Source organism: Phaeovibrio sulfidiphilus, assembly GCF_014861485.1.
Classification (GTDB): domain Bacteria; phylum Pseudomonadota; class Alphaproteobacteria; order Rhodospirillales; family Rhodospirillaceae; genus Phaeovibrio; species Phaeovibrio sulfidiphilus.
Window position 1 is genome coordinate 725493 of the sequence record NZ_JACZHT010000001.1, and the last position, 24750, is coordinate 750242.

Annotated in this window: 16 protein-coding genes; 7 read left to right on the plus strand and 9 right to left on the minus strand. The window is 66.5% G+C overall.

The genetic code is table 11. The annotated features are described in order from the left end of the window. Window positions 1–172: 172 nt before the first annotated feature. The 3 genes from IHV25_RS03020 to IHV25_RS03030 form a co-directional block, all read right to left on the minus strand. Entirely contained in the window at window positions 173–1303 is a 1131-nt protein-coding gene (locus IHV25_RS03020) for a porin (RefSeq protein WP_192533509.1), read from the minus strand. 740 nt (window positions 1304–2043) lie between these two features. Further along, the gene (locus tag IHV25_RS03025; protein WP_192533511.1) at window positions 2044–2952 is read right to left on the minus strand and encodes a 4-(cytidine 5'-diphospho)-2-C-methyl-D-erythritol kinase; all 909 of its coding nucleotides are present in this window, start codon (window positions 2950–2952) and stop codon (window positions 2044–2046) included. Continuing rightward, the gene (locus IHV25_RS03030; RefSeq protein ID WP_192533512.1) at window positions 2949–4742 is read right to left on the minus strand and encodes a tetratricopeptide repeat protein; all 1794 of its coding nucleotides are present in this window, start codon (window positions 4740–4742) and stop codon (window positions 2949–2951) included. Before IHV25_RS03030 ends, IHV25_RS03025 begins: the two co-directional genes overlap by 4 nt. Window positions 4743–5129: 387 nt before the next feature. Between IHV25_RS03030 and IHV25_RS03035 the strand changes: the two genes are divergently transcribed. From IHV25_RS03035 to polA, 3 genes are all read left to right on the plus strand, one after another. Next, on the plus strand, window positions 5130–6074 hold the full coding sequence (locus IHV25_RS03035; protein WP_242018740.1) for a uracil-DNA glycosylase: 945 nt from the start codon (window positions 5130–5132) through the stop codon (window positions 6072–6074). 117 nt (window positions 6075–6191) lie between these two features. Then, on the plus strand, window positions 6192–7136 hold the full coding sequence (locus IHV25_RS03040; protein ID WP_192533514.1) for a bifunctional riboflavin kinase/FAD synthetase: 945 nt from the start codon (window positions 6192–6194) through the stop codon (window positions 7134–7136). A 91-nt stretch (window positions 7137–7227) separates the two neighbouring features. Then, window positions 7228–10170, plus strand: coding sequence for a DNA polymerase I (polA, locus tag IHV25_RS03045; RefSeq protein WP_192533516.1), 2943 nt, complete (start codon window positions 7228–7230; stop codon window positions 10168–10170). A gap of 390 nt (window positions 10171–10560) precedes the next feature. On the opposite strand, the gene IHV25_RS03050 is transcribed toward polA, so the two are convergent. Continuing rightward, complete coding sequence (locus IHV25_RS03050) at window positions 10561–11262, minus strand: cytochrome b/b6 domain-containing protein (protein WP_192533517.1); 702 nt, start codon at window positions 11260–11262, stop codon at window positions 10561–10563. A 327-nt stretch (window positions 11263–11589) separates the two neighbouring features. Here IHV25_RS03050 and IHV25_RS10620 point away from each other — a divergent pair, with 327 nt between their 5' ends. The 3 genes from IHV25_RS10620 (at window position 11590) to IHV25_RS03065 (ending at window position 14500) form a co-directional block, all read left to right on the plus strand. Then, complete coding sequence (locus IHV25_RS10620) at window positions 11590–12834, plus strand: LysM peptidoglycan-binding domain-containing protein (protein WP_192533519.1); 1245 nt, start codon at window positions 11590–11592, stop codon at window positions 12832–12834. Between the two features lie 76 nt (window positions 12835–12910). Further along, on the plus strand, window positions 12911–13621 hold the full coding sequence (locus tag IHV25_RS03060; protein ID WP_192533520.1) for a phosphatidylserine decarboxylase: 711 nt from the start codon (window positions 12911–12913) through the stop codon (window positions 13619–13621). 18 nt (window positions 13622–13639) lie between these two features. Then, window positions 13640–14500 carry a CDP-alcohol phosphatidyltransferase family protein gene (locus IHV25_RS03065; protein WP_192533522.1) on the plus strand — a complete coding sequence of 287 codons (861 nt, stop codon included), beginning with the start codon at window positions 13640–13642 and terminating at the stop codon, window positions 14498–14500. A gap of 144 nt (window positions 14501–14644) precedes the next feature. Here IHV25_RS03065 and IHV25_RS03070 read toward each other — a convergent pair whose 3' ends face one another. The 4 genes from IHV25_RS03070 to IHV25_RS03085 form a co-directional block, all read right to left on the minus strand. Then, on the minus strand, window positions 14645–15073 hold the full coding sequence (locus IHV25_RS03070) for a metallopeptidase family protein (protein WP_192533524.1): 429 nt from the start codon (window positions 15071–15073) through the stop codon (window positions 14645–14647). A 1-nt stretch (window position 15074) separates the two neighbouring features. Then, entirely contained in the window at window positions 15075–15986 is a 912-nt protein-coding gene (locus IHV25_RS03075; protein ID WP_192533525.1) for a hypothetical protein, read from the minus strand. Window positions 15987–16337: 351 nt separating this feature from the next. Further along, window positions 16338–17540, minus strand: coding sequence for a pyridoxal phosphate-dependent aminotransferase (locus tag IHV25_RS03080; RefSeq protein WP_192533527.1), 1203 nt, complete (start codon window positions 17538–17540; stop codon window positions 16338–16340). Window positions 17541–17885: 345 nt separating this feature from the next. Further along, the gene (locus IHV25_RS03085; RefSeq protein WP_192533529.1) at window positions 17886–19385 is read right to left on the minus strand and encodes a TrkH family potassium uptake protein; all 1500 of its coding nucleotides are present in this window, start codon (window positions 19383–19385) and stop codon (window positions 17886–17888) included. A gap of 78 nt (window positions 19386–19463) precedes the next feature. Between IHV25_RS03085 and uvrB the strand changes: the two genes are divergently transcribed. Further along, on the plus strand, window positions 19464–21605 hold the full coding sequence (gene uvrB, locus IHV25_RS03090) for an excinuclease ABC subunit UvrB (RefSeq protein WP_192533530.1): 2142 nt from the start codon (window positions 19464–19466) through the stop codon (window positions 21603–21605). Window positions 21606–22061: 456 nt separating this feature from the next. On the opposite strand, the gene IHV25_RS03095 is transcribed toward uvrB, so the two are convergent. Further along, on the minus strand, window positions 22062–23654 hold the full coding sequence (locus IHV25_RS03095; protein WP_192533532.1) for a M23 family metallopeptidase: 1593 nt from the start codon (window positions 23652–23654) through the stop codon (window positions 22062–22064). Window positions 23655–24750: the final 1096 nt, after the last annotated feature.

Here is a 24750-nt window from a genome sequence, read left to right on the forward strand (position 1 = left end):
GGGGCCCTCGTTTGTTCGTGCTCGCATCAGAAGCTGGGAAGCTAAAGGGTGCGGTCCGGGGACGCAAGGGGGTGTCGCATGAAAAATCCGCCCAGCCCCATTTTGAGGGGGTGACGGGCACAAAAAAACGGCCTCCCGAAGGAGGCCGTTTCACGTACCGATCCGGTTAGGATCAGAACTCGAGGATCAGACCCGACAGGGCACCGACGCCGGAGCGCTTGTCGTCGCGACCGAAGTTGCCGTCCGTCTCGGCGTAGAACACCTGGCCAACCGCCGTGATGCCGGGGCCGAGCTTGTAGGCGCCGCCAAGCTGGAACGCAAGCGCGTCACCGAAGTCGCTGTTGTTCTGGCTGTAGGTGAAGCTGGCAGCGTACGGGCCAACCTCATAGGACATACCGGCTTCCCAGACGTCCGAGCGGAAAACGATGTTGTTGCCCGAGGGAACCCCGCCGTGCTCCCAAGCCTTGCCGCCCTTGCGCTCCTTGTCAGAAGCGGACGTACCCAGGTACGAACCACCAATGGCGAAGTTTCCGTAGGTCAGCACGAGGCCGGAACGGTAGGCCCAGCGGTCAACACCGTCGAGGGTGGTGGCCACAGAGGCGTCCGCCATGATGCCCCAGTCGCCAACGGCAGTGTCCAGGGCCAGGCCGGCCTGAACTTCGTTGGAGCCAGTGCGCTTTTCACGGACGCGCACGCCGTTGATGCCGCCAATCTCGCTGCGCGGAGCGAACGACACACCGGCGGACAGGCCGTACCAGGACGGGGTCACGTAGGTGGCGCGGGGGGAGTTGTCGTCAAGCGTGGTTTCCAAGCTGGGGACACGGGTGTCCGCGCCTGCCTCGGTGCCACCGGAGTACTTGCTCCACTCGACGATGTCCTGACCGGTGCGGCCCGTAACATTCGGGGCACGAACGGCGAACTGGTCGAACACACCGTCACGCTCACCGGCGTACAGGGCACCGAAGTCACCGGAGATGTAGGCCCACTGCTCCTCGACGTTCTGCTGGCCGTCGTCCGTGTGGCCCTCGCCGATGAAGGAGATGAACGCGCCGACCGTCAGGCCGTTGTCCAGAACCGTGGAGCCCTGAACGTAAACGCGCACTTCGGTGTCGATACCGAAGCCGTCACGACCACCAGCCTTGCGGCCGTCGCTGTTGAGGCCCTTCGTCAGCGTCTTCACGCCGCCGAAGTACTCTTCCATGTAACCGCCAAGCTCGAGCTTGATTTTTTCTGCGGCGCTTGCGCTGCCGGCAGCAAGGCTGACACCTGCAATGGTGGTGGTCGCCAAAAGAAGTTTCTTCATCCCGGAAAATCCTCTTACCAGAATTCTTAGACGTTGATAGCGGTTCGGTTCCGTCTTCCTTCCCATCCTGAAGCAGGACCCGATGCCTGTCTCAGAAGCTAGCGTTCCCGAACTCTTCCGGTCAACCGTGGAAGCAAACGCAAGTGTTGATTTTCAAACAGTGTTGCATAAAAAACACAAAAACGGCCCCTGGTCTCGCAGCATAGGTGCGGTTCTCCCGGCCAGCGCGCCCCGGTGGCGGGCCAGGGGACGCGAATTCGGTCCGGATAACCCTTGAAAATTCAGGAAAAAGTCGGCGCGCTGTTGTCAGGGAGGGAGAGTCCGGCAACGCGGAGCGAGTGCTTCGGATGGTTCCCGTATTTCGGGCGGTTTTTAGTCGAGTCCGGGGGTCTGGGCCGTCTGCGCGCCGGTATACCGAGAGTATAGGGGCCGGGTTTTTTTGGGTGAAGCCGGGCCGTGGGCGCGTTTTATACTACAGGGCCGGACTGATAGTTTTGCGGGGCTGGAGGGGGGCGGCCCCGCGCCCCTGTCAGGGGCTCCTGTGCCTGTGGCGGTCTCTTGAACCGGTTTCGGGGTCTGGCGGTGTCCGGGACGGTACAGGGTTAACGACGAGCCCCGGGAGCGTGGTCCCGCCCGTTCCCGCAAATCCGGCGCCGGCTTTGGACGGGGTCCTCTAAGGGAGTGGCCGGGGCGTGTGTCGGCTTTGGACGGGGTCCTCTAAGGGAGTGGCCGGGGCGGCATCACCCTCGGTCGGACGAGGGCGCCTGATGCGCGGTGTCGGACAGGACCGGGCCCGGGGCGACCCACCAGTCGGGCCGGGCGGCCTGGATCGCGCGGGCGGCGGCTTCGGCCTCCTCGCGCGTCTCATAGAGGCCGAAGCATGTGGCGCCGCTTCCGGACATGCGGGCCAGCCTGACGCCGGGAGTGAGCGCAAGGGCGTCCAGAACCTCTGAGACCGAGGGTTCTGCCTCGCGGGCGGGGGCTTCCAGGTCGTTGTGCCAGGCCTCCAGGTCCGAAAGGAAGCGCTCCGGTCCGGCCGTCGGATCCGGAGAGGCCAGCGGTGTCCGGTACCGTCCGGCAAGGCCCCTGAACACGGCGGCGGTCGATACGGGGCGGCGCGGGTTGACCAGCACCATCCACAGCGGGGGCAGGGCGGGCAGGGGATCCAGATCCTCGCCGATGCCGCGCATCATCACCGCTTTCCCGGCCAGGCAGACCGGCACGTCCGCACCGAGCTCCAGGGCAAGGGCCATGAGGGCATCCGGGTTCAGCGTCAGATCCCACAGGCGGATCAGGGCGCGCAGGGTGGCCGCCGCGTCGGCCGACCCCCCGCCGATTCCCGACGCCACCGGAAGCCTCTTGATCAGGGTGAGCCGCACATCCGGCGCGCGCCCCACGTGGGTCGCCAGCGCCCGGGCCGCACGCAGCATGATGTTGTCGTTCTCGGCGGACAGGCCCTCGGCTCCGGGGCCAACCACATGAAGGGAGAGCCCGGCGCTGTCCGGCTCGGCCAGGACCGTGTCGTGGACGCCGCAGAAGACCACCAGGCTTTCCAGGAGGTGGTAGCCGTCGGGGCGCTTGCCCGTCACGTGAAGCGAGAGGTTGATCTTGGCGCAGGCGGCTTCCGTGACGGCGGGGACAGGGGTCATGGCTCGGTGTGTCCGTTCAGTGTATTGCGTTCGGCGGGGGGAACCGGTTCGTTGCCCTGTTCCTGGCCCGGGTCTCGTGCGGGTTCCGAGGCCGGCTCCCCGGAGGGCGTCAGTCCCCACGCGATCTTGGCTCTCAGGGTCCGGGACAGGTCGTCGTCCGCGGACAGGGCGAGGGCCCGGTTCCACTGGAATACGGCTTCCCGGGTGCGCCCCACCATCCAGTATGCGTCGCCCAGGTGGTCGTTGATGGTCGGGTCGTTGGGCTGTTCCCGCACGGCCCACTCCAGAACCTTGACCGCCTGGTCGTATTCCCCCAGCCGGAAGTGGGCCCAGCCCAGGCTGTCGATGATGGCGCCATCCTTGGGGCGCAGGGCAACGGCGCGCTCGATCAGGGTGCGGGCCTCCCGGAGGCGGACGCCCCGGTCCACCCACGAGTAGCCCAGGTAGTTCAGCACCAGGGGCTGGTCCGGCTTCAGCTCCAGCGCGTGGACGAAGTCGGCCTCGGCGGCCTCCCAGTGTCCCGTGCGCTCGAGGCAGACGCCGCGCCCGAAATAGATGACCCAGTGCCGCTCCGAGGGCCTGCGGATCAGGCCGATCGCGTCCGTATAGGCCTTGGCGGATTCCTCGAACCGCCCCTCGACCCTCAGGGTGTCCGCCAGCTCAAGCCGCGGCAGCACCCGGCCCGGGTAGCGGGAAATGATCTTGCGAAGGGCCGTGACGGCGTCGTCCACCCTCTGGCGCTCCCGCAGGCTCTTGACCTCCTCGAGGCCCGCGAGCAGGGCGAGGCTCTTTTCCGAGCGCCGGACTTTCCGGAAGAAGTCGTCGGCCTGCTCAAAGCGGCCCTGGTCCAGCAGCAGCTGCCCCATGAGCAGCTCGCTGAGAGGAAAGTCCGGCCGCAGGTAGAGCGCCATGCGATTGAAGAGCGACGCCCCCTGATAGTCGTCATAGGCCAGGAACGAGGCGGCTCCATAGAAGAGCTCCGCAAGCCCCTCGCGGGCGTTCGACGCCGGAGTGGCGCGGGGCCCGTCGATGTCCCGCAGGGCGTTGTCCAGCAGCAGCGAATCGGGAAACCGCTCGGCATAGGCCCGGGCCAGATCCAGCGCCCGGGTCTTCTGCCCGTTGTGGGCCAGGAACCCGGCCGCAAGCTGGAGCCCCCGAAGCTGGAGCGGCTGGTCCGCCAGGGCAAGGAACCGGTCGTAGGAGCGCTGGGCGCCTTCCCGGTCGCCCATGGCCTCCTCGATCAGGGCCCGGTGCAGCTGGCCCAGAGCCTTGAAGGAGCCGTTGGTGTCCATCATCTCGAGGGTTGCGAAGGCCCCCTCGGGGTCGCCCTCCCCATAGCGGACCCAGGCCAGCGCAATGGGCACGATGAAGGCATTGATTCCCTGGCGCGCCATGTGGCCCAGACGCCGCTCGGCCTGGCGCAGGTGCCCGTCGCGCACCGCGTCCGTGACCAGGAGAAGCTGGGCAAGGGAGGGCAGGGGCTCCAGGGCCTCCAGGCGGCGGGCATAGACCGCGGCCGAGGCCAGATCCCCGTCAATGGCAGCAAAGGTGAAGGTGCGGCGCAGAAGGAGCGTGTTGTCCGGATCGGCGGCCAGGGCTGCGGCATAGTAGACCGCGGCCTTTTCTATGTCGCCGTTGACCTCGGCATAGCGGGCAGTCAGGTACGCTCCCGCCGGAGAGGGGAGCCAGACCGCGTTGCGCTTCGCATACCAGGCGTGGAGCGCATGTCCTCCGATCACAAGAGCGGTGACCGCTATTGCGCTTGCCAGCCAGAGCCGAAAGCCCCTCATTCCCCACTCCAGAACGCCGGCGCCTTGGACCCGCATTCGCCCAGGTAAAAGCAGCGGAGAACCGAAGGTTCCCAAGGCACGACTCCGCCGTTCGCACAATCTGCGACTCCGAAACCGGGTCTCTCCGGGCTGTTGCACTTTTGCATCACAGCGGCATCCGCACCGGATGCGCGCAAAGCAGCGAAATCCACAGGAAAACCCTCATTTTCTCGGAATACCGGGTTTTTCAGGCTTCGTAAAGACATTCCAATGTCACGAACCCCGGTTCGTTGTAAAATTTTTGCTTGTGTGTCTTCCTTGCCACGGATGGGGAGCGGCCGGAGGCCCGCTTGGGGCCCCTCAAAGGGGCTTGCGTACCGGGCCCTTATACCGGACCATGGGCGCATCATGGCCAGTCCCTCCTCGAACATGCCCGTCCTGTCCCCTGCCGATGCCGTTGCCCTGCTGCACTGGTACCGGGAGGCGGGCGTTGACGTGCTTGTGGAGGACACCCCCCAGGACAGCTTTCTTCTTTCGGAGCGGCACGCGGCCGAGCGCGCCGCGCCGTCCCGGTCGTCGCCGGCGTCGTCCCCCGTGTCGGGGCTGGCGGGTGGCCCCCGTGCGGGCGCTCCCTCCCGCCGCGAGCCGGTGCCCGGCCGGTCCGCACCGGCCCGTGCCGCCGGGGCGCCTGCGGTGCCTCCGCTTCCGGGCTCCGGGGCCGATCCCCTTGCCGATGTGTGCCGCAGCGCGCGGGAGCTGGCGGGAGCCGCCCGGACCCTGCCCGATCTCCAGGCCGCCCTCGATTCGTTTTCCGCCTGTCCCCTGCGCCGGACCGCGACCAACACCGTGTTCGGGGTGGGCAACCCGCAGTCCGGCATCATGATCGTGGGCGAGGCGCCCGGGGCGGACGAGGACCGGCAGGGCATCCCCTTTGTCGGGGTGTCGGGGAAGCTGCTGGACGCGATGCTGGCTTCCATCGGGCTGGACCGCTCCAGCGCCTATATTTCCAACGTGATCCCCTGGCGGCCTCCCGGCAACCGGCGCCCCACCGCCGATGAGATTGCCCTGTGCCTTCCGTTCCTGAGCCGGCACCTTGACCTGGTCCGGCCCCGGCTTGTCCTGGCCCTGGGGGGGCTTGCGGCCCAGACCCTTCTGTCCCGGACCGAGGGCATCACCCGCCTGCGGGGGCGCTGGGGGGATCTGGCGGTGCAGGGCGAGAGCGCGGGGACGCCGGTCCTGGCCACCTTCCACCCGGCCTATCTTCTCCGAACGCCGGAGCACAAGCGTCTTGCCTGGCGTGACCTACTGGAATTCCGGGCGCGCATGCGCCATCTGGAGGCTCCCGGGCCCTGACCGGCGGACCGTTTGTGCTTTTTTTCCTGCACAAAAAGTATATGGTTTCAGAGTGTCATTGCTTTCGGTCCTGCCACGCCGGCCCTTTTTTTCGCCCAATCGATCCGGAGTCCTCCCATGCGCGTTGTGCGCCATGCGTTTTCCCTTCCACAGGACTTGAAGGGGTGCTGTCTCGCTCTTGGCAACTTTGACGGGTTCCATCTCGGTCACCAGAGGGTTATTGGAACGGCGCGGGCCATTGCCCGGGATCTCGCGGTTCCCCTGGGGGTCATGACCTTCGAGCCGCACCCGCGGCGCTATTTCCAGCCGGACCTGCCGGCCTTTGCCCTCTCGACCTTCCGGACCAAGGCGCGTCGCATCGAGGAGGAGGGCGCGGACTTCCTCTTTGCCCAGCTCTTTGACGAGACCCTGGCCATGGGTAGCGCCGCGTGGTTCGTGGAGGAGATCCTGGTGCGGGAGCTGGAGGTCTGCCACGTGGTGGTGGGCCACGATTACGGCTTCGGCAAGAACCGCGAGGGCGATGTGCCCCTTCTCCAGTCCATGGGGCTGGAGCGCGGCTTCGGGGTGACTGCGGTCATGCCGGTCCTGGACGAGGGCGGCGAGATCGTGTCCTCCACCCGCGTCCGCAACGCCCTGCGGCAGGGGCAGCTCACCGACGCCAACGCCCTTCTGGGCCATCCCTGGGAAATGGACGGGCGCGTCGAGCACGGCGACGCCCGGGGCCGCACCATCGGCTTCCCCACCGCGAACCTGAAGCCGGTGGACCTCATGGCGCCGGCCATGGGGGTGTACGCCATCACCGCCGGTGTTGACAAAGGACCGCAAACCCAATTCCTTAAAGGAGTTGCCAACTTCGGCCTGCGCCCCACCTTCGGCGGGACCGAGCCGGTGATGGAGGTCTTTCTCTTTGACTTCTCGGGCGATCTCTACGGTCAGACCCTCCGTGTGCGCTTCCACCACTATCTGCGCCCGGAGCAGTCCTTTTCCGGGATCGACGCCCTGAAGGCCCAGATTGCCGCGGATGTGGACGCAGCCCACCGCCTTCTCGAGGGCGTCGTCTAGCCCGCGCGCGCAGTTCACCGGGAGCGGCCCGCAGCGGCGGCCCCGTCCCCCGGATTTCCGGTTACGGACCCCTTGTAAGGAACAGAAACGAATGACAGCGGCCGCCCATCTCATGCTGATTGACGGTTCGGGCTACATCTTCAGGGCCTACCACAGCCTGCCGCCCATGAGCCGGACTGACGGAACGCCGGTCGGAGCGGTGTACGGCTTCACCAACATGCTGATCAAGTTCCTGAACGAGAACCGGGCCACCCATATTGCGGTCATTTTCGATGCGGGCCGGGCCACCTTCCGCAACGAGATCTATTCCGCCTACAAGGCCCATCGTCCGGATCCCCCCGAGGATCTGATCCCCCAGTTTCCCCTGGTGCGCGAGGCGGTGCGGGCCTTCGGTCTCCCCTGCCTGGAGCAGAAGGGTTTCGAGGCCGATGACCTGATTGCGACCCTGACCCGCCGGGCCCGGGAAGAGAACCTGCCGGTGACCATCGTGTCCTCGGACAAGGATCTGATGCAGCTTGTGGGGGACGGTGTCGACATGCTCGACCCCATGACCAGCCGCAGCATCGGCCCCCAGGAGGTCGAGGCCAAGTTCGGCGTGCCTCCCGACAAGGTGGTCGATGTGCAGGCCCTGGCGGGGGATTCGGTTGACAACGTTCCCGGCGTCCCGGGGATCGGGGTCAAGACCGCCGCCCAGCTGATTATCGAGTACGGGGATCTGGCCACCCTTCTCCAGAAGGCCGAGGAGATCAAACAGAAGAAGCGCCGCGAGAACCTGATCGAGTTCGCCGAGGCCGCCCGGGTGTCCCGGGATCTGGTGCGCCTGAGGGATGATGTGCCGCTGGAGCTCTCGTTCGAGGATTTCCGGGTGCGGCCGCCGGAGTTTTCCAGGGTCAGGGACTTTCTCGAGACCAACTCGTTCCGGTCCCTGGCCGGGCGGGCCAAGGCCCTGTGTGTGGAGTCCGCAACGCCGGAGGGTGCGACCGCCGGAGCGTCTGCGGCACCGGAGGCATCGGGGGCCGGGGCGGCAAGTTCCGGGTCCACAGGATCGGCGGCGGGATCGTCGACGGTGGCACCGGCGTCTGCGTCCGAGGGCCCCGTGCCGGGCGACATGAGCCCGGTTCTGCGGAAGGTGATCGGTGCGCCGGATGACTACCACCTGGTCACCACCATCGACGAGCTTGACGACTGGCTCGACCAGGCCCGGCTGGCCGGGACCGTAGGCATCGACACGGAAACGGACTCGCTGGACACCCGCAAGGCCCGGCTGGTGGGCGTGTCCCTGGCGGTGGCTCCGGGGCGCGCGTGCTACATCCCCTTCGCCCACCGCAGCGGTGGCAGCGCCCAGGGGAACCTGCTGGACGGCCCCGAGGCAGGCGGTGCGGACCCCGCGTCTTCCGTGCGCAATATCGAGGACGCGCCCCAGGCGCTGATCCGTCTGGCCCAGTTCCTCCAGGACGAGACGGTCCTGAAGGTGGGGCACAACATCAAGTATGACCTGCACGTTCTGATCCGGGCCGGCCTGCCGTTCCCGGCCCCGCTCGAGGACACCATGGTTCTCAGCTATGTGCTGGACGGGACCACCCACCGCCACGGGCTCGACGAGTTGGCCCGGCTCCACCTGGGGCGGACGACCACCCCCTTCGGCGCCGTTTGCACCGGGGTCGGGGGCGTGACCTCCTTTGACCTGGTTCCGCTGGACCAGGCGCGGGACTACGCGGCCGAGGACGCCGACATCACGCTGCGCCTTTACATGCTGCTGCGCGACCGGCTTGTGCGTGACCGGCTCGTGCGGGTTTACGAGACCATTGACCGGCCCATGATCCCGACCCTCGCGCGTATGGAGGAGGAGGGCGTCTGTGTGGATGCCCCCCGCCTGCGGGAGCTTTCGGCGGACTTCTCCCGGGCCATGGCGGACCTGGAGGCGGAGATCCACGCGCTCGCCAGGCGGTCCTTCAACGTGGGCAGCCCCCGCCAGCTTGGCGAGATCCTGTTCGACGAGATGAAGCTTGAAGGCGGCAAGCGCTCGTCCAAGACCGGGGCCTGGTCCACGGACGCCCAGATCCTGGAGCAGCTTGCGGGCGAGGGCCACGAGCTGCCCCGGAAAGTCCTGGACTGGCGCGGCTACCAGAAGCTCAAGAGCACCTACACGGATGCCCTCGTGCGCGATATCGACCCGCGGACGGGCCGGGTCCACACGACCTACTCCCTGACCGTCACCTCCACCGGGCGCCTGTCGTCGGTGGAGCCGAACCTTCAGAACATTCCGATCCGCACCGAGGACGGCCGGAAAATCCGCGAGGCCTTCGTGGCCGCCGAGGGCATGAAGCTTCTCAGCGCGGACTACTCCCAGATCGAGCTGCGCCTGGTGGCCCATGTGGCCGGGGTCTCGGCCCTGCGTGAGGCCTTCGCCCGGGGGGACGACATTCACGCCATCACGGCCTCCGAGGTGTTCGGGGTTCCCGTCGAGGGAATGGATCCGGTGATCCGCCGTCAGGCCAAGGCCATCAACTTCGGCATCATCTATGGCATCAGCGCCCACGGTCTGGCCCTGCAGCTGGGTATCTCCCGCTCGGAGGCCGCCCGGTTCATCGAGGCCTACCTCAACCGGTTCCCGGAAATCACGGCCTACATGGAGGCCACCAAAGAGTACGCCCGCACCCATGGCTTCGTGAAAACGCCGCTGGGACGGCGCATTCCGGTCCCCGGCATCAACGACACCAGCCCGCCCCTGCGCGCGTTTGCCGAGCGCCAGGCCATCAACGCCCCCATCCAGGGCGGAGCGGCGGACATCATCAAGCGGGCCATGGTCCGCCTGCCCGGAGCTCTGGAGGAGGTAGCCCTGACCGGCCGCATGCTTCTGCAGGTCCACGACGAACTGGTGTTCGAGGTTCCGGAGGTCGAGGTGGATTTCACGATCCCCGTGATCCGCCGGATCATGGAGCAGACCGTCGCCCTGACAGACGAGCGGGGCGTGACCACCGTTCCGCTGGTGGTGGACGTGGGCGTGGGGGACAACTGGGCCAGCGCCCACTAGGCGCCGGCGGGCCCGGGGACAGACCCGGGCTTCCGGTCGAGCCGGCGGGTATCGGGGCCGTAACGGATACCCTCCGGCATCCCGTGTGGGGCCGGGCGGTCTGTATGTCTTTCAGAAAAATCGGGAGTGTGGGGGCGTCGGGCCGGCTGGTTCCGCGCACGCTGGACGTCGTCTGGCCGGACAACCCGGGGTCTGGCAGGACGGCCCGGATGCCGGGCGTTGCGGCTGCCCCGCCTGTCCAGACCGCTGGCCGGATCGGGCTCCCTGCCCCCGGGGACAGGGGGCAGCGGGCGGTGCGGGGTGGAGAAGCCGTGACCTCTCCACCCGAAGGAGTGCGCCCGGTCGGGCGAGGGCAACCCGTCCGGTTCGGGCCCGGGTCGCCAGCCGGCGTCAGGCTCCGGCGATCAGACGGATGCCAACCCAGACAATCACAGCGCAGGCCAGGAACCAGTTCAGGGCCGTGGACTCCGAAACGAAGTGGGGCTCTTTCGCCGGGATGACCTTGCTCTCGTAGCCGGTGATCATCGGGGTGATGATGTCGTCCTTGCGGACAAACTTGTAGAACAGCGCTGCGGCAATGTGCACGCTCGCCAGGATCAGGATCACGTCAAACAGGTTGCGGTGGATCCAGGACAGGGTCTCCGCGGTGGCCGCCGAGACCAGGTGCACAAACGGGCCGTCGGTCATGATGTCGTCGGTGGTGAACAGGCCGGTGATGGCGGTCAGGCCGATCAGGCCCATCAGGGCCACCATCATCAGGGCGCCCAGGGGGTTGTGCCCCAGACCGGTGAAGGCGCCTCCGGCCTTCACGTGGCGGAGATAGGCCAGGACAGCGGACGGGCCTTTCAGGAAGTTCGCAAAGCGGGCGGTGTCACTGCCGACAAAGCCCCAGAGAACCCGGAAAACGATAAAGGTCAGCGCGAGCTTCCCAAGAAACATGTGGTGGGCCATCGTCAGGTGGAGGTTCTCCTGCCCCCAGCTGTGCCCCGAGAGGTACAGAAGAGCCAGAAGGACAACGATGCCCCAGTGGAAAATACGGACGGGCCAGTCCCAAACCGGGACGCGCGCGGGAGCGCTGGGTGAATCAGACATGAAGGAAACTCCTGAAGTGTCGCAGTACGGGCGTGCGGCGTCTGGAAGACAGAGCACCGGGGGAGGGCGGCGCCGGACGCAGCGCCGGGAAGGAGCCGGAGGGGCCGGGCGGACTCCCCGGAACCGTATCCGAAAGAAAAACAGCGTCGCGGCGGAAGGGACAAGCCTCCCGGTTGCGAACGCTGTGGGGACGATTCCTGAAGAATCGGGCACGCAACCTTGCTCGCACACTCGCGAAAACGCAAGTGGCTTGTCTTTGGGGGTTCGTCCATGCCCCCATTATGAGGTATAGTCGCATACGCTTTCCGCAGCGCAAGGGAGAAAAACGTGATCGATACACCCCGCGACAAGGAACACGGCTCGGTTGCACATGAAGCCGACGGGAAAGACCGCCCGAGTGGAGACAGGCCCCCCGAGACGGGCTCGCCGTCCGGCTCCGAGCCTGTGTTGCACCTTCCCGACCTGTCCGCCGGGACCGACAGCGAGGAACCCCGGGGCTCGGGAGGAAAAGGCTACACCATGCTTCTGTGGCTGGTTGTGGCCCTTCTGACCGGGGCGATTGTGTTTGTGGTCTATCATGTGCTGTCGGCCCCGCCCCGGTATGCAATGGAAGAGCCCCGGGAGCCGGTCCGCGCGGCCCGCGCCCTTCCGGGCCAGGACCGGGCCGCGTCCGAGGCTCCGGCTGCGACGGCGGCGCCCGCCCCGAGCCCCGAGGCCCGGGCGGCCGGGGAGGCTGCTCCGGCGACGGACATCAAGCCGTCCTTTGACGTGATCCGCGTCGAGAAGAACGGTTCCTTCGTGGCGGCGGGCAAGGCGCCAAAGGGCTCGGAGCTCCGGTTCTATCTTGATGAAGTCCTGTTCGGCTCCACGCAGGCCGATGCCCGGGGCGAGTGGGTGTTTTCTCCCGACACGCCCATGAAGCCGGGTGACCGGCTGCTCCAGGCCGAGATCGTGCTTCCGGACAAGACGGTTCTTGTCGCCGCCGAGGCCCTGCTGATTTTCGTGCCCCTCCCCGGGGAGGACGCCGAGGTGCTGATCCTCTCCCAGCCCGATGACACCCGGATCCCGGTGCGGGTGCTCCAGGGGGCCGAGCCCGGGTCAAAGCCGGGTGAGCTGGGCATTGTCAGCGTGGACTCCGATGCGTCCGGACACGTGGTCGTCCGGGGCACCGGCGCTGCAGGCCAGAAAGTCCGCCTCTACCTCGACGACGAGTATCGGGGCCAGGTCAGCGTCGGGAAAGACGGGCGCTGGGCCCTGACCCTGGATGCCGTCCTCTCTGCAAGCCGCCACACCCTGCGGGTGGACCGGATTTCGGCCGACGCGCGGCAGGTCGAGGAGCGGGTGGAGACCACGTTCGAGCCCCCGGGCGCCCTGTCCGAGGACGGGGACCGGGTCGTGATCGTGCGCCCGGGCAACAGCCTCTGGACCCTGGCGCGCCAGGTTTACGGCAGCGGCTGGCGCTACACCGTTCTTTTTGATGCCAACCGGGACCAGATCCGCGACCCGGACCTGATCTATCCGGGGCAGAAATTGCGCGCTCCCCCGTCGGATGAGGCCGGAAAAGATCCCTGACCCCTTCCCCGAAGGCCGGAAGCAGGCTATTTTCGCGCGTTTCAACGGGCTCAATCGTATCTGGAGGGAATTGAAGATGCGACGCGTAAACATTGACTGGAAAACCTACCTGAAGCCGCCCTTCCATTCCGAGGGAAAGATCTTCGTCGGAATCGCTGCCCTGATCACGCTGGTGCTGCTCACCATCGGGGGGACGTTCTGGCTTCTGGTCGGTCTGATTCTGACAACGTTTGTTCTGTACTTCTTCCGCAATCCCCGCCGCATGGTTCCGGACAAGCCGGGCCTGGTGGTCGCGCCCGCAAGCGGCATCGTCCAGGCCATCGGCGAGGTGGAGCCGCCGGCCGAGCTGGGCCTCGAGGGTGGCAAGCGGGTCTGCGTCAGCATTTTCCTGAGCGTTTTTGACGTGCACGTGAACCGGGTTCCGGTCGGCGGGACGGTCACGAAGATCGTGTACACCAAGGGCAAGACCATGAACGCCGCCTTCGACAAGGCCAGCGAGGAAAACGAGCGCAACGCCGTGGTGGTCAAGACCGCCGACAACCGCCAGGTGGCCTTCACCCAGATCGCGGGGCAGATTGCCCGGCGCATCCGCTGCGACATCAAGGAAAACCAGACCGTCCTGACCGGCGATGTCATGGGCCTGATCCGCTTCGGCTCCAAGGTGGACATTCTCCTGCCTCCGGGTGTCAACCCGACGGTGGTTCCGGGCCAGACCATGATCTCCGGTGAGACGGTGATCGCGGACCTGAACTCGAAAGAGGCGGCGTGGACCGCCGTGCAGCGCTAGTAAAAGGCAGCAGATCCCATGGCTCGCTTTCCCGGTACTCCGTCCGCCCGCCCCACCGACCCCCAGAGGGCTCCGGGGCTGTCCCTCGCGAAAATCGTCCCCAACGTGGTGACCCTTCTGGGGCTGTGTGCAGGGCTGACGGCCATACGGTTCGGGCTGGGCGAGCAGCCGGATTTTGAAAAGGCCGCCGTGGCGCTGATCATTGCCATGGTGGTCGACGGGGTGGACGGGCGCATTGCCCGTCTGCTCAACGTCACCAGCCGGTTCGGAGCCGAACTGGACAGCCTTTCCGACTTCGTCTGCTTTGGCGTCGTTCCGGCCATTCTCCTGTATCTCTGGACCATGTCCAATGCGGGAGGCATCGGCTGGGCCATCGTGCTTCTGTTCGTGGTGTGCTGCGGTCTGCGCCTGGCCCGCTTCAACACGAGCCTGATGGGCGAGGAGGAGCTTCCTCCCTGGGCCTACAACTACTTCACGGGGGTTCCGGCTCCGGCGGCGGCGGGGCTTGCCATGCTGCCGATGTTCCTGTCCTTCGCCACCGACTGGGAGGACTTCTTCTCCCACCCCGTGGTGGCCGGAGGCGTTCTGATCGCCGTTGCCCTGCTGATGATCTCGCGCATTCCGACCTTCAGCTTCAAGAAGACCCGGGTGCCGAAGATTGCTGTTCTGCCCATCATGGTCGGCGTGGGGGTTCTTGTGGGGCTTCTGGCCACGGCGCCGTGGTTTACCCTCAGCATTGCCGGATTTGTGTACCTGTCGCTGATTCCGCTGTCGTTCCTGTCGTTCCGGCGGCTGGAGCGCCGGGCGCGCGATCACGCGGACCTGCTTCCCGAGAGCGCCGGTGACGGCCCGGAGAGCGGACCGTCCGGCCACGCCTGAGGCGGCGCCCGTGGGTGCCGCCGGTGTGGGGCGCGGTCCGCCTGACCCGGCGTCCGGCTAGGGATACGGACAGAAAAAAGGGCTCCCCCGGGAGCCCTTTTTTGCGTTCCGCGTTCGGCTGTCGCCCCCGGGACCGGAGCGCGATCAGGGCGCCTGGCGCTCCAGTTCCTCCATGTCGTCGTCCGAGAAGCCGAAGTGGTGGCCGATCTCGTGGATCATCACGTGGCGGACCAGGCCGGACAGATCCTCGCCAGTCTCCACCCAGTAGCACAGCAGGGGAACCCGGTAGAGGAAGATCATGTCCGGGCGGCGCGGAAGATCCTGGACCGACCGGTGGTTCACGGGCACGCCGTCGTACAGGCCCAGAAGATCGAACGGGCTTTCCAGCTCCAGATCCCGCAGGACATCGTCCTCGGGGAACTCCTCGATCCGCACAACAATATCCCGGCAGTGGGCGCGCAGAACCTCGGGGACGGACAGGAAGGCATCCTGGGCCAGGGCCTCGAGCTCCGCCGAGGTGGGCGGCGTGGTGAAGGCGGGCGCGTCGCCGCGCGGTGTCCGGTTCCGGGCCATGCTAGCGGGCCTCCGGGGTCGGGGCCGGGGCGGGCGCCGGTTCGGTAGCCTCGCTGTCGGTGGATACGGGGTCCGCTGGGTCTGTTGTCGGTTGGGCAGCCGTGCTGTCCATGTCATCGGTCTGCGGTTCCGCCTCCGGAGCGGGCTCGGCGGGGAACGGCTCGAAGCGGTTCTTCCAGAAGGACCAGAAATAGCGCTCGCCGCCGGTTTCCAGGACCACGGAGTACGGGTTGCCGTGCTCGGGATCCGGCCAGCGGGCCCGCTTGTGCTGGTAGACGTACCAGGGCCAGGAGGCGTCCACCGGGTGATAGAGCACCGGATCCGAGGGCAGGGTCCGGGCGATGAACAACTGGCTCTCGGCTTCCGGGGCGATCTCGAGGGCGCTGCGCTGAACGCTGGTGGCGCAATAGGCGGAGACCGCGCCCCAGAACAGGGCATAGCCCGCCAGCACCGCCAGGACGGTGCGTCCCGCAATCCGCAGATAGGCGGCCTTCACCGGCCACAGCGAGTAGACCACCGCGGGATAGATGAACAGGGCAAAGAACGGAGACGAGCTCGGGTGCGAGAACAGGGGCCCGATATCAAACAGCGTGGTCGCGAGCCACCAGGCGGGAAAGGCCCCCAGTGCCCAGACCAGCATCCACACGGTGACGACGCGCCAGAAGGGGCGCTCCTCGTCCCGGGACCAGGTCGGGATAAACGCCGCATAGGCCAGGAACCCCAGGGCCAGAAGGGCTGGGATCATCACCAGGGAGGTGACCCAATAGTAGAACGTCAGCTGGCTGTCCGACGTGGAGGGGTCGAAAATGAAGGTGTAGCCCACGAGCCAGAGAGCGAGAAGAAGCCCCCCGGGAACGGCTCGAAGCCAGACAAGCCAGGGGTATTTGCTTTCGATTCCGGACGACAGGGGCATGGGCGGGATCCTTCTGACACCTCGGTTGAGTGCGCTTCCCGACAGGGGGTGTGGGGGATTTTTACCCTAACGGCCGCTGGCAGAAAAGCAATGGTTGATCCGGGGCCGCGCGCCATGGGATCGGGGGCGGAAAACACCCGGTTCCGTGCAGCGCTGGGGGTGCGCGGGGGCGCTGCGGACCCGTGTCCGGCGCTGCCAGCGGTCGCGGGCTCCCCGTCCTCCCGAGCCACAAAAAACCCCCACCTGTGTGCCCGGGGCCGGTGTCCTCCGAGCCCCTCTCCCCCGGTGCCACAAAAAAAGCGCGCCGGGCGGGGCGCGCTTTTTCCTGGGTCTCGGCCGACAGGCCCGCGATCAGCTCAGGCTGTCGCAGAAGCGGCGGATGCGCTTGCAGGCTTCCTCGAGCGCCGGGGTCGCCGTCGCGTAGCTGATGCGGAAGTAGGGCGACAGGCCGAACGCCTCGCCGTGGACCGCGGCAACGCCCTCGGCCTCCAGGAGCTCGGTCACGAAGTCCTCGTCGTTGGTGATCAGCTTGCCCGACGGCGTCGTCTTGCCGATCACGCCCGCGCAGGACGGGTAGACGTAGAACGCGCCTTCCGGCTTCAGGACCGACAGGCCCGGGCAGGCGTTGATGGCGTCCACGATCAGGTCACGGCGCTGCTTGAAGATGGCGTTGCGCTCGGGCAGGAAGTCCATGGGGCCGTTCAGAGCCGCCACCGCCGCTGCCTGGGAAATGGAGCTCGTGTGGGTCGTGGACTGGCTCTGGAGCGTGTTCATGGCCTTGATCAGGAACGCGGGGCCCGCCGCGTAGCCCACGCGCCAGCCGGTCATGGAGTAGGCCTTCGAGACGCCGTTGAGGGTCAGGGTGCGATCCTTCAGCTTCGGCTCGATCTGGGCGATGGTGGCGAACTCGAAGCCGTCGTAGACCAGGTGCTCGTACATGTCGTCGGTCATGATCCAGACATGCGGGTGCTTCAGGAGCACGTCCGCAAGAGCCCGGAGCTCGGCCTTCGAGTAGGCGGCGCCCGTCGGGTTCGAGGGGCTGTTCAGGATCAGCCAGCGCGTGTTCGGCGTGATGGCGCGGTCCAGATCCTCGGGGGCCAGCTTGAAGCCGTTCTTCTCGGCGCAGTCCACGAACACCGGCGTGCCGCCGCACAGCAGCGTGATGTCCGGGTAGCTCACCCAGTACGGAGCCGGGATGATGACCTCAACACCGGCCTGAACCGTGGCCATCATGGCGTTGTAGATGGTCTGCTTGCCGCCGCAGCCGACGGTGATCTCGTCCAGGGTATAGTCGAGATCGTTCTCTCTCTTGAACTTGGCCTGGATTGCCTTGCGGAGCTCCACGGTTCCCGCAACCGGGGTGTAGCGCGTCTGCCCGATCTTGATGGCCTCGATCGCAGCATCACGGATGTGCTTCGGGGTCTCGAAGTCCGGCTCTCCGGCGCCCAGGCCGATCACGTCACGTCCGGCGGCTTTCAGCTCGTTTGCCTTGGTCGTGACCGCGATGGTGGGAGAGGGTTTGATGGCGGAAAGGCGCTCGGCAATGATTGACATGACGTCCTCTTTCGGAACCTGATGACAAGGAGAGGCAAAAGTGGGAGCGGCGCACCCTGCCGGGCGCCGACGGGGCCGGCGGCGTGAGGTGTGCTTCCGTCTTCCAGACAAACCGGACGACAATACTCCCGCCACCCGTTTGCGGCAAGCGTGTTTGAGGGTGCGGGCGTCATATCCGCAGGAAACAACGGCCTTTTATGGGCCCGCAGGGGACCGCGCGTCCCGTCGGGAGCCGGCTCCGGCGGCCGAGTCGGCGCCCGGCCGGAGGGCGCCGCCCACGCGAGGCGGCCGTCAGCCCCTTCCCCGGTCCCGTCCGGCCCAGGCTCTGGTCTTGCCCCGTTTCCCCTAGTCCCTCCAGAAGCGGTAGTCCAGGAGCACCATCATGGTGAACAGCTCGAGCCGCCCCATCAGCATGCCCGCCGAGAACACCCACTTGGCCTCCGGCGACAGGCTGCTGTAGTTCCCCACCGGGCCGATGATGGCGCCCACTCCGGGGCCCACGTTGCAGACCGTGGCCACCGAGCCGGAAATCGCGCTGACCCAGTCCAGGCCCAGCAAGCCCAGAATGAGGGCAAAGAACCAGATCGTCACCGCCTGGGCAAAGAAGAACAGGCACACCGAGACCGCAATATCATCATCGATGGTGCGCCCGCCGTAGGTGGGCATGACGACCGCGTGGGGCAGGTAGCGGCGCCGGATGTGGGACGACAGGACGATGAACGCCACCTGGAACCGGAACGTCTTGATGCCGCCGGTGGTCGATCCGGTACACCCGCCGAAGAACAGGAGCATGAAGAAGAACAGGAGCGCGAAGCTGCCCCAGGCCGAGTAGTCCTCGTAGACCAGGCCCGTTGTCGTGATGACCGACGTCACCGAGAAGGTGCCGGTGGTGATCGCCTGCAGGAACCCGACATCCGACTTCATCCAGTGATAGACCGAGATCACCAGCGAGAAGACCACCAGAATCGCCAGGAAGCCCCGGACCTGCGGGTCACGGTAGAGGGCCTCGGGGCGGCCGCGGATGGCGCGCACGTACAGAAGGAAGGGCAGGGCGCCCAGCACCATGCCTCCGATCAGGAACCACAGGGCCATCGGGGGAAGGGCCGCCACCGACGAGTCCGAGTTGGCAAAGCCCCCCGTCGAGACGGCGGACATGGCCAGGCACACGGCCTCCAGCGTGGGGAGCCCCGCGAACAGAAGACCGCCGATCATGACAAAGGTCATGGTCAGGTAGACGACCAGGATCGCCGCCCCCAGGCCGGCGAAGCGGGTCATGCCGTGCTCGCTGGTGTCCGAGTTCTCAACGCGGAACAGCTGCATGCCGCCCACCCGAAGCGCGGGCAGAAGCGTCGTGGCCATGCCAATGATGCCGATTCCCCCGACCCAGTGCAGCAGCGAGCGCCATAGCAGGAGCCCCGGAGGCTGGTGCTCCAGATGGGTCAGGATCGTGGCGCCGGTGGCGGTCAGGCCGGAGACGCTCTCGAAGATGGCGTCGGTCATGCCCACGTTGTCGTTGGCAAAGACGAACGGCAGCCCTCCGAAGAAGGACAGGGTCAGCCAGGACAGGGCCGTCAGGAGGAAGCCCTGCCGCAGGTTCAGCTGGGACGAGCGGCGGTGGTTCGACGCCACCAGCATCAGCCCGGCAAAGACGGTGATCCCGCTGGACAGGAGGAACTCCCGCCAGTCCCTCTCGTTGAGGGCAATGTCCAGGATGGCGGGGCCCAGCATGGCGATTCCCAGAATCGTCAGCAAAATCCCAAGGATGAAGAAGACGGGCTGGAGCTCGATGCTCCCGACGTGCAGCCGGGTGGAGCGCGCATACCGCGCGTTGTTGATCACGCCCATGGGGAAACAGTCCTCCGGAAACGACTTTTTTTACCGTGCCACTGGCATCGGGCTCGATTTGATCCTATCGTCAGGGCTATGTCCATGCCTTGTCCTGTCCCGCTTTATCAACGCCCCGCCGCCGGATCACGGGCGGAGTTTCGTCTTGCCTCCGAGTACGCCCCTGCGGGCGACCAGCCGGAGGCCATAGCCAGTCTTGTCCGCGGCCTGGAGGCCGGAGACCGGGACCAGGTTCTTCTGGGCGTAACGGGCTCCGGCAAAACCTTTACCATGGCCAAGGTGATCGAGGCCATGGGGCGACCCAGTTTGATCATGGCGCCCAACAAGACGCTGGCCGCCCAGCTCTACGGCGAGTTCAAGGCGTTCTTTCCCGACAACGCCGTCGAGTATTTTGTCAGCTATTACGACTACTATCAGCCGGAGGCGTATGTCCCCCGAACGGATACGTACATCGAAAAGGACTCCTCGATCAACGAGCAGATTGACCGGATGCGCCACGCCGCCACCCGGGCCCTGCTGGAGCGGCGCGATGTCATCCTGATTGCCTCCGTCTCGTGCATCTACGGTATCGGCGCCGTCGAGTCCTACGCCCACATGATCGTGACGGTCACCAAGGGCCAGACCGTGGACCGCGCGGCCCTGCTGAAGGGACTGGTGGAGCTTCAGTACACCCGCAACGACACGGCGTTCACCCGCGGGACGTTCCGGGTCCGGGGCGACTCCGTCGAGATCTTTCCCGCCCACTACGCGGACCGGGCCTGGCGGATCAGCCTCTGGGACGACGAGGTGGAGGCCATCCGGGAGTTCGACCCCCTGACGGGCGAGGTCCACATGGCCCTCGACACCATCTCGGTCTATCCCGCCAGCCACTACGTGACGCCGCGCCCGGCCCTGTCCCAGGCGATCCGGACCATCAAGCAGGAGCTCAAGGAGCGTCTTGTCACCTTCCAGGAGGAGGGCAAGCTGCTGGAGGCCCAGAGGCTGGAGCAGCGCACCCGCTTCGACCTGGAGATGATGGAGGCCACCGGCCACTGCAAGTCCATTGAAAACTACTCCCGGCATCTGACCGGGCGCGGTCCCGGCGAGCCGCCCCCCACCCTGTTCGAGTACCTGCCCGAGGACGCCCTTCTGTTCGTGGATGAGAGCCACGTGGGCGTGCCCCAGATCGGCGGCATGTACCGGGGGGACTTCAACCGCAAGAGCACCCTGGCCGACTACGGCTTCCGCCTGCCCTCGTGCGTGGACAACCGCCCCCTCAAGTTCGAGGAGTGGGACTCCATGCGGCCCCAGTCCATTTTCGTGTCCGCCACGCCGGCTCCCTGGGAGCTGGAGCGGACCCAGGGCGAGGTGGTCGAGCAGCTGATCCGGCCCACGGGTCTTGTGGATCCGGTCTGCGTGGTCCGTCCGGTGGAAACCCAGGTGGACGACCTTCTGGCCGAGGTCCGGGCGGTGGCCGCCCGGGACCAGCGGGTTCTGGTCACCACCCTGACCAAGCGCATGGCCGAGGATCTCACCGAGTACCTGACCGAGCACGGGGTGCGGGTGCGCTACATGCACTCGGACGTGGACACGCTGGAGCGCATCGAGATCATCCGGGATCTGCGCCTTGGCGCCTTCGATGTGCTGGTGGGCATCAACCTGTTGCGCGAGGGCCTGGATATCCCTGAGTGCGCGCTGGTCGCGATCCTGGATGCGGACAAGGAGGGCTTCCTGCGCTCCCGGACCTCGCTGGTGCAGACCATCGGCCGGGCCGCCCGCAACGTGGAGGGCCGCGTCATCCTGTACGCGGACAAGATCACCGACTCCCTGCGCTACGCCATGGACGAGACCGCCCGGCGCCGCGAGAAACAGATGGCCTACAACGAGGCCAACGGCATCACCCCGGAAACCGTGCGCTCGCGCATTTCCGATGTGCTGGCCCATGTGGCCGAGCAGGATTACGTCACCGTGGATCCGGCCAACCGGGAGACCACCCGCCTGGTGGACGGGATGTACGACGGCGTGCCGCTGGCCAAGCACCTGCGCACGCTGGAAACCCGGATGCTGGAGGCGGCCGCGAACCTGGAGTTCGAGGAGGCCGCCCGCCTGCGCGACGAGATGCGCCGGCTGGAAAGCCTGGAGATGGGCCTGTCCGACGGGCTTGTTCCTGCAGAGCCCATTCGGGCCAGTGCCCTGGGCGGTGGCAAGGGCCGGCGCCGGGGCCGTCGCTCCGACTCCTAGACCGCGCCGCGCTGCGGAAACCGCTCCGGCGCCCGTGTGCGCCGGTTAGCTTGTTCTCCCTCGTAGGGGCGGGCCCCCTCCTTCGGGGCCGAGCTCCCCGCTGGTGCGCCGGGTGGCCCGTTCCCCCGCGGCACCCACGGGCAATGGCAGGGCCGGTCCTGTGGGCCGTGTGCCGGTTCGGCCGAGATCCCGGCTGCTGTGTCGGACGCACACACACAGGGCCGCCCCTGCCTCTCTCTCTCTCTCTCTCTCTCTCTCTCTCTCTTCTGCTTCCCCCGCCGGGCTCCGTCCGGCCGTGGAGCGGAAACTTGGCCCCGCCCTTTCCTTTCGCGTTCTTTATGCCGGCACCTGGGCGGCACTCTGTTCTCTCTGTTCCCCCGTCCTGCCCCCGCGCGGCGGGCACAAAAAAACCGGGCCTGGTGCCCGGTTTTTTGTCTGCTGACGCGGCGGCCCCGCCTATTTGGCGCTGGCCAGCTTGGTGCCCGAGGGGGTTGCCTCGAAGGCGGCGTAGGTCCGGTCACGCTGGCGCTGGAATTCGGCCAGTTCCTTGCCCTTCAGGTTGCTGCTGGCGGCAAAGCGCGTGGACTGCGGATTGACATGGCTGCCGTTGCGCACGATCTCATAGTGAAGGTGCGGGCCGGTGGACATACCCGTCGAGCCCACATAGCCGATGACCTGGCCCTGCTTGACGCGGGTTCCGGGCTTGATGCCCTGGGCGATGTTGCGCATGTGGGCGTAGACCGTCTGGAACTCGGAGTCATGACGGATGCGGACGTGGTTGCCGTATCCGCGGCCGAACTCGGCCTTGGCAATAACGCCGTCACCGGCGGCGTAGATCGGGGTTCCCGGGGGAGCCGCGAAGTCCACGCCCTTGTGCATTTTCGAGTAGCCGAGAATCGGGTGGCGGCGCATGCCGAAGCTGGAGGTCAGGCGCGCGCCGTTGATGGGCGTGCGCAGAAGGGCCTTTCGGACGCCCTCGCCCCGCTCGTTGTAGTAGTCCACGCCGCCGTCGGCGTTTTCGTAGCGGTACAGCTGGTACTTCTTCCCGGACAGGGTCAGGGACGCATACAGAAGATCACCGGTGCGGACGGTGCGGCCGTCCTTGGTGTCCATCTGCTCGTAGAAAATCTCGAAGCTGTCGTTCTGGCGGATGTCGCGCTGGAAGTCCACGTCGTACGAGAACACGCGGATCATGTCCGCGAGCACCTTCTGGGGCGCTCCGGCCTGGACGGCGGCCTCGAAGAGGCTCGAGGTGATCACGCCGTCGTAGCGCACGATGTGGCGGACGGTCTCCACGGCCTGCTTGCTGGAGGAGAACGTGCCGTCGTCCGCGCGGGTCAGGGAGATGGTCTCGCCCACGGTGGGCTCGAAGGACAGGTTCTGGAAGGTGAGATCGCCCTCGTCCGACACGACAAAGGTCATCATCATGTCCTGACCGGCCCGAAGCGAGCGCGGGTCGAAGGTCTTCTTCAGGGCATCCACGATGCCAAGCGCCGTCTGGCGGGGAATTTCCTGGTCCAGCAGAAGGCCCATGAAGGTCTCGCCGGAGCTGATGGTCAGGGACACGTCCACCAGATCACCGGCCCGCAGCGTGGGTTCGGTGGAGCTGGCCACAGTGCCGGGGGTCTGCGCGTCGGGGGCGTCCTGCGTGTCCTGCGCGGTTTCCGCCTCGTCCTCGCCGTCGACCGGGGCGCCGCCCAGAACGGTCTCCGAGGGCGTGGGGCCGAACGACGCATTCCAGGTCGTCAGCGCGGCGCGGGCCGCAAACGACGGGGGGATGTGTCCGAAGGCGTCCAGGTCCATCCAGTCGCCCTCAACAGAAAAGCCGCCCCGCGAAAGGGGGGCGTGACTGACCTGTCCGCTGTCGGCACCGTTGATCGATGCGGCACTGACCTGGCTGACGAGGGTCTCGATCCGGGACAGACCGGGCTCCGCGAACTCGGGCTCCGAAGGAGTCCGGCTTGTCCCGACATAAACCAGTGTGGCACAGGCGGCCCCGAGAACGGACCCGGCGAGCATAAACAGTACGGGTCTGCGAGTCGGTGTCATTCGTGTACTCCTGCTGTGTATGGCGGGTCGTCGGACGCGACCTCTTGTTCTCGAGAGTTCTCGTTATAGCGATCCAGAGTGATCGAAAACTCTAAAGATTTTGTAAAGGTCAGCCTTGGCGTCACGAGCAGCCCGCAGGCGGTCGGGAGTGCCTAAAAAGCCCTGTTCTTTCTAACGGTTAACCGTGTTCTGTGGAATGACCGTCATGCGCGTCGCATAAGAGAGTGTCCGAGTCGCGCTTGCGTGTCAAATGTAAAACGCCCGATTCGTGACAAAAATGTGGTTTTTAATGCCCCGACTCAGCAGATCATCGATTGTGTTTGATTCAATGGCCGTTTCCCGTCTCGGGAGTGTTGAAAGTATTTTTCCCCGTATAACTTTTTGGATGCTTCCTCCGGCAGTGTTCCCGTTTGGCGCGTGCCTGTTTGCGGGCTGGTGTTCTGTGGCCACGGGAGAGCGGGGTTTTTTACGATTCCATGGGGTGCCGGAACTCTTTTTTTTGTGTCGGGGTATCAGCTTGTATCCCGGGAGGTGCGGTGCCGGCGTGCGCGACGGTTTGTTGGCGCCACCAGTGGTCCGGTGTTTCCGGGACGCGGTGCCGTAAGGGTTCGGTCTCTCCCGGTCCCTGGCGCTGTCGTCACAGCGCCGCGTGCGTGATGTCCCCACGCGAACGCACGGCCGCGCCCCGAAGCTCGAGCGGGGTGCCCGGTGCTCGGGTGCACGCAACCTGGCGTCCCACGAACCCGGTGTTAGGTCGGTATATAGAACACGCGCGCGCGTCGCGTCGCGCGCGGGCAGGCGCCCAGGGGGTTGCCTCTCTTGTGTGCCCTGTGTTGGGCGGGTGGTGTGCGGTCGGGGGGCGGATGATTCGGGTGGGGCGTTCGGCGTTTCCGCCTTGGGTTTTCGGCGGGCCGCTTTTTCCTCCTCCGGCCCGTCCCTTCAGTGCGGGTACTCCCGCCCGCTCCGGTTTGCTTCCCGGTTCTGTCTGGCCGCCAGGGAGCGTTGTCCGGACGGGTGATTTGGGCGCGTCGGGGTGGGGGGGGGGGTGGGTTTTTTGTGGTGTGGTGTGTTCTTGGGTTGTGTTTCTGGTACCCGG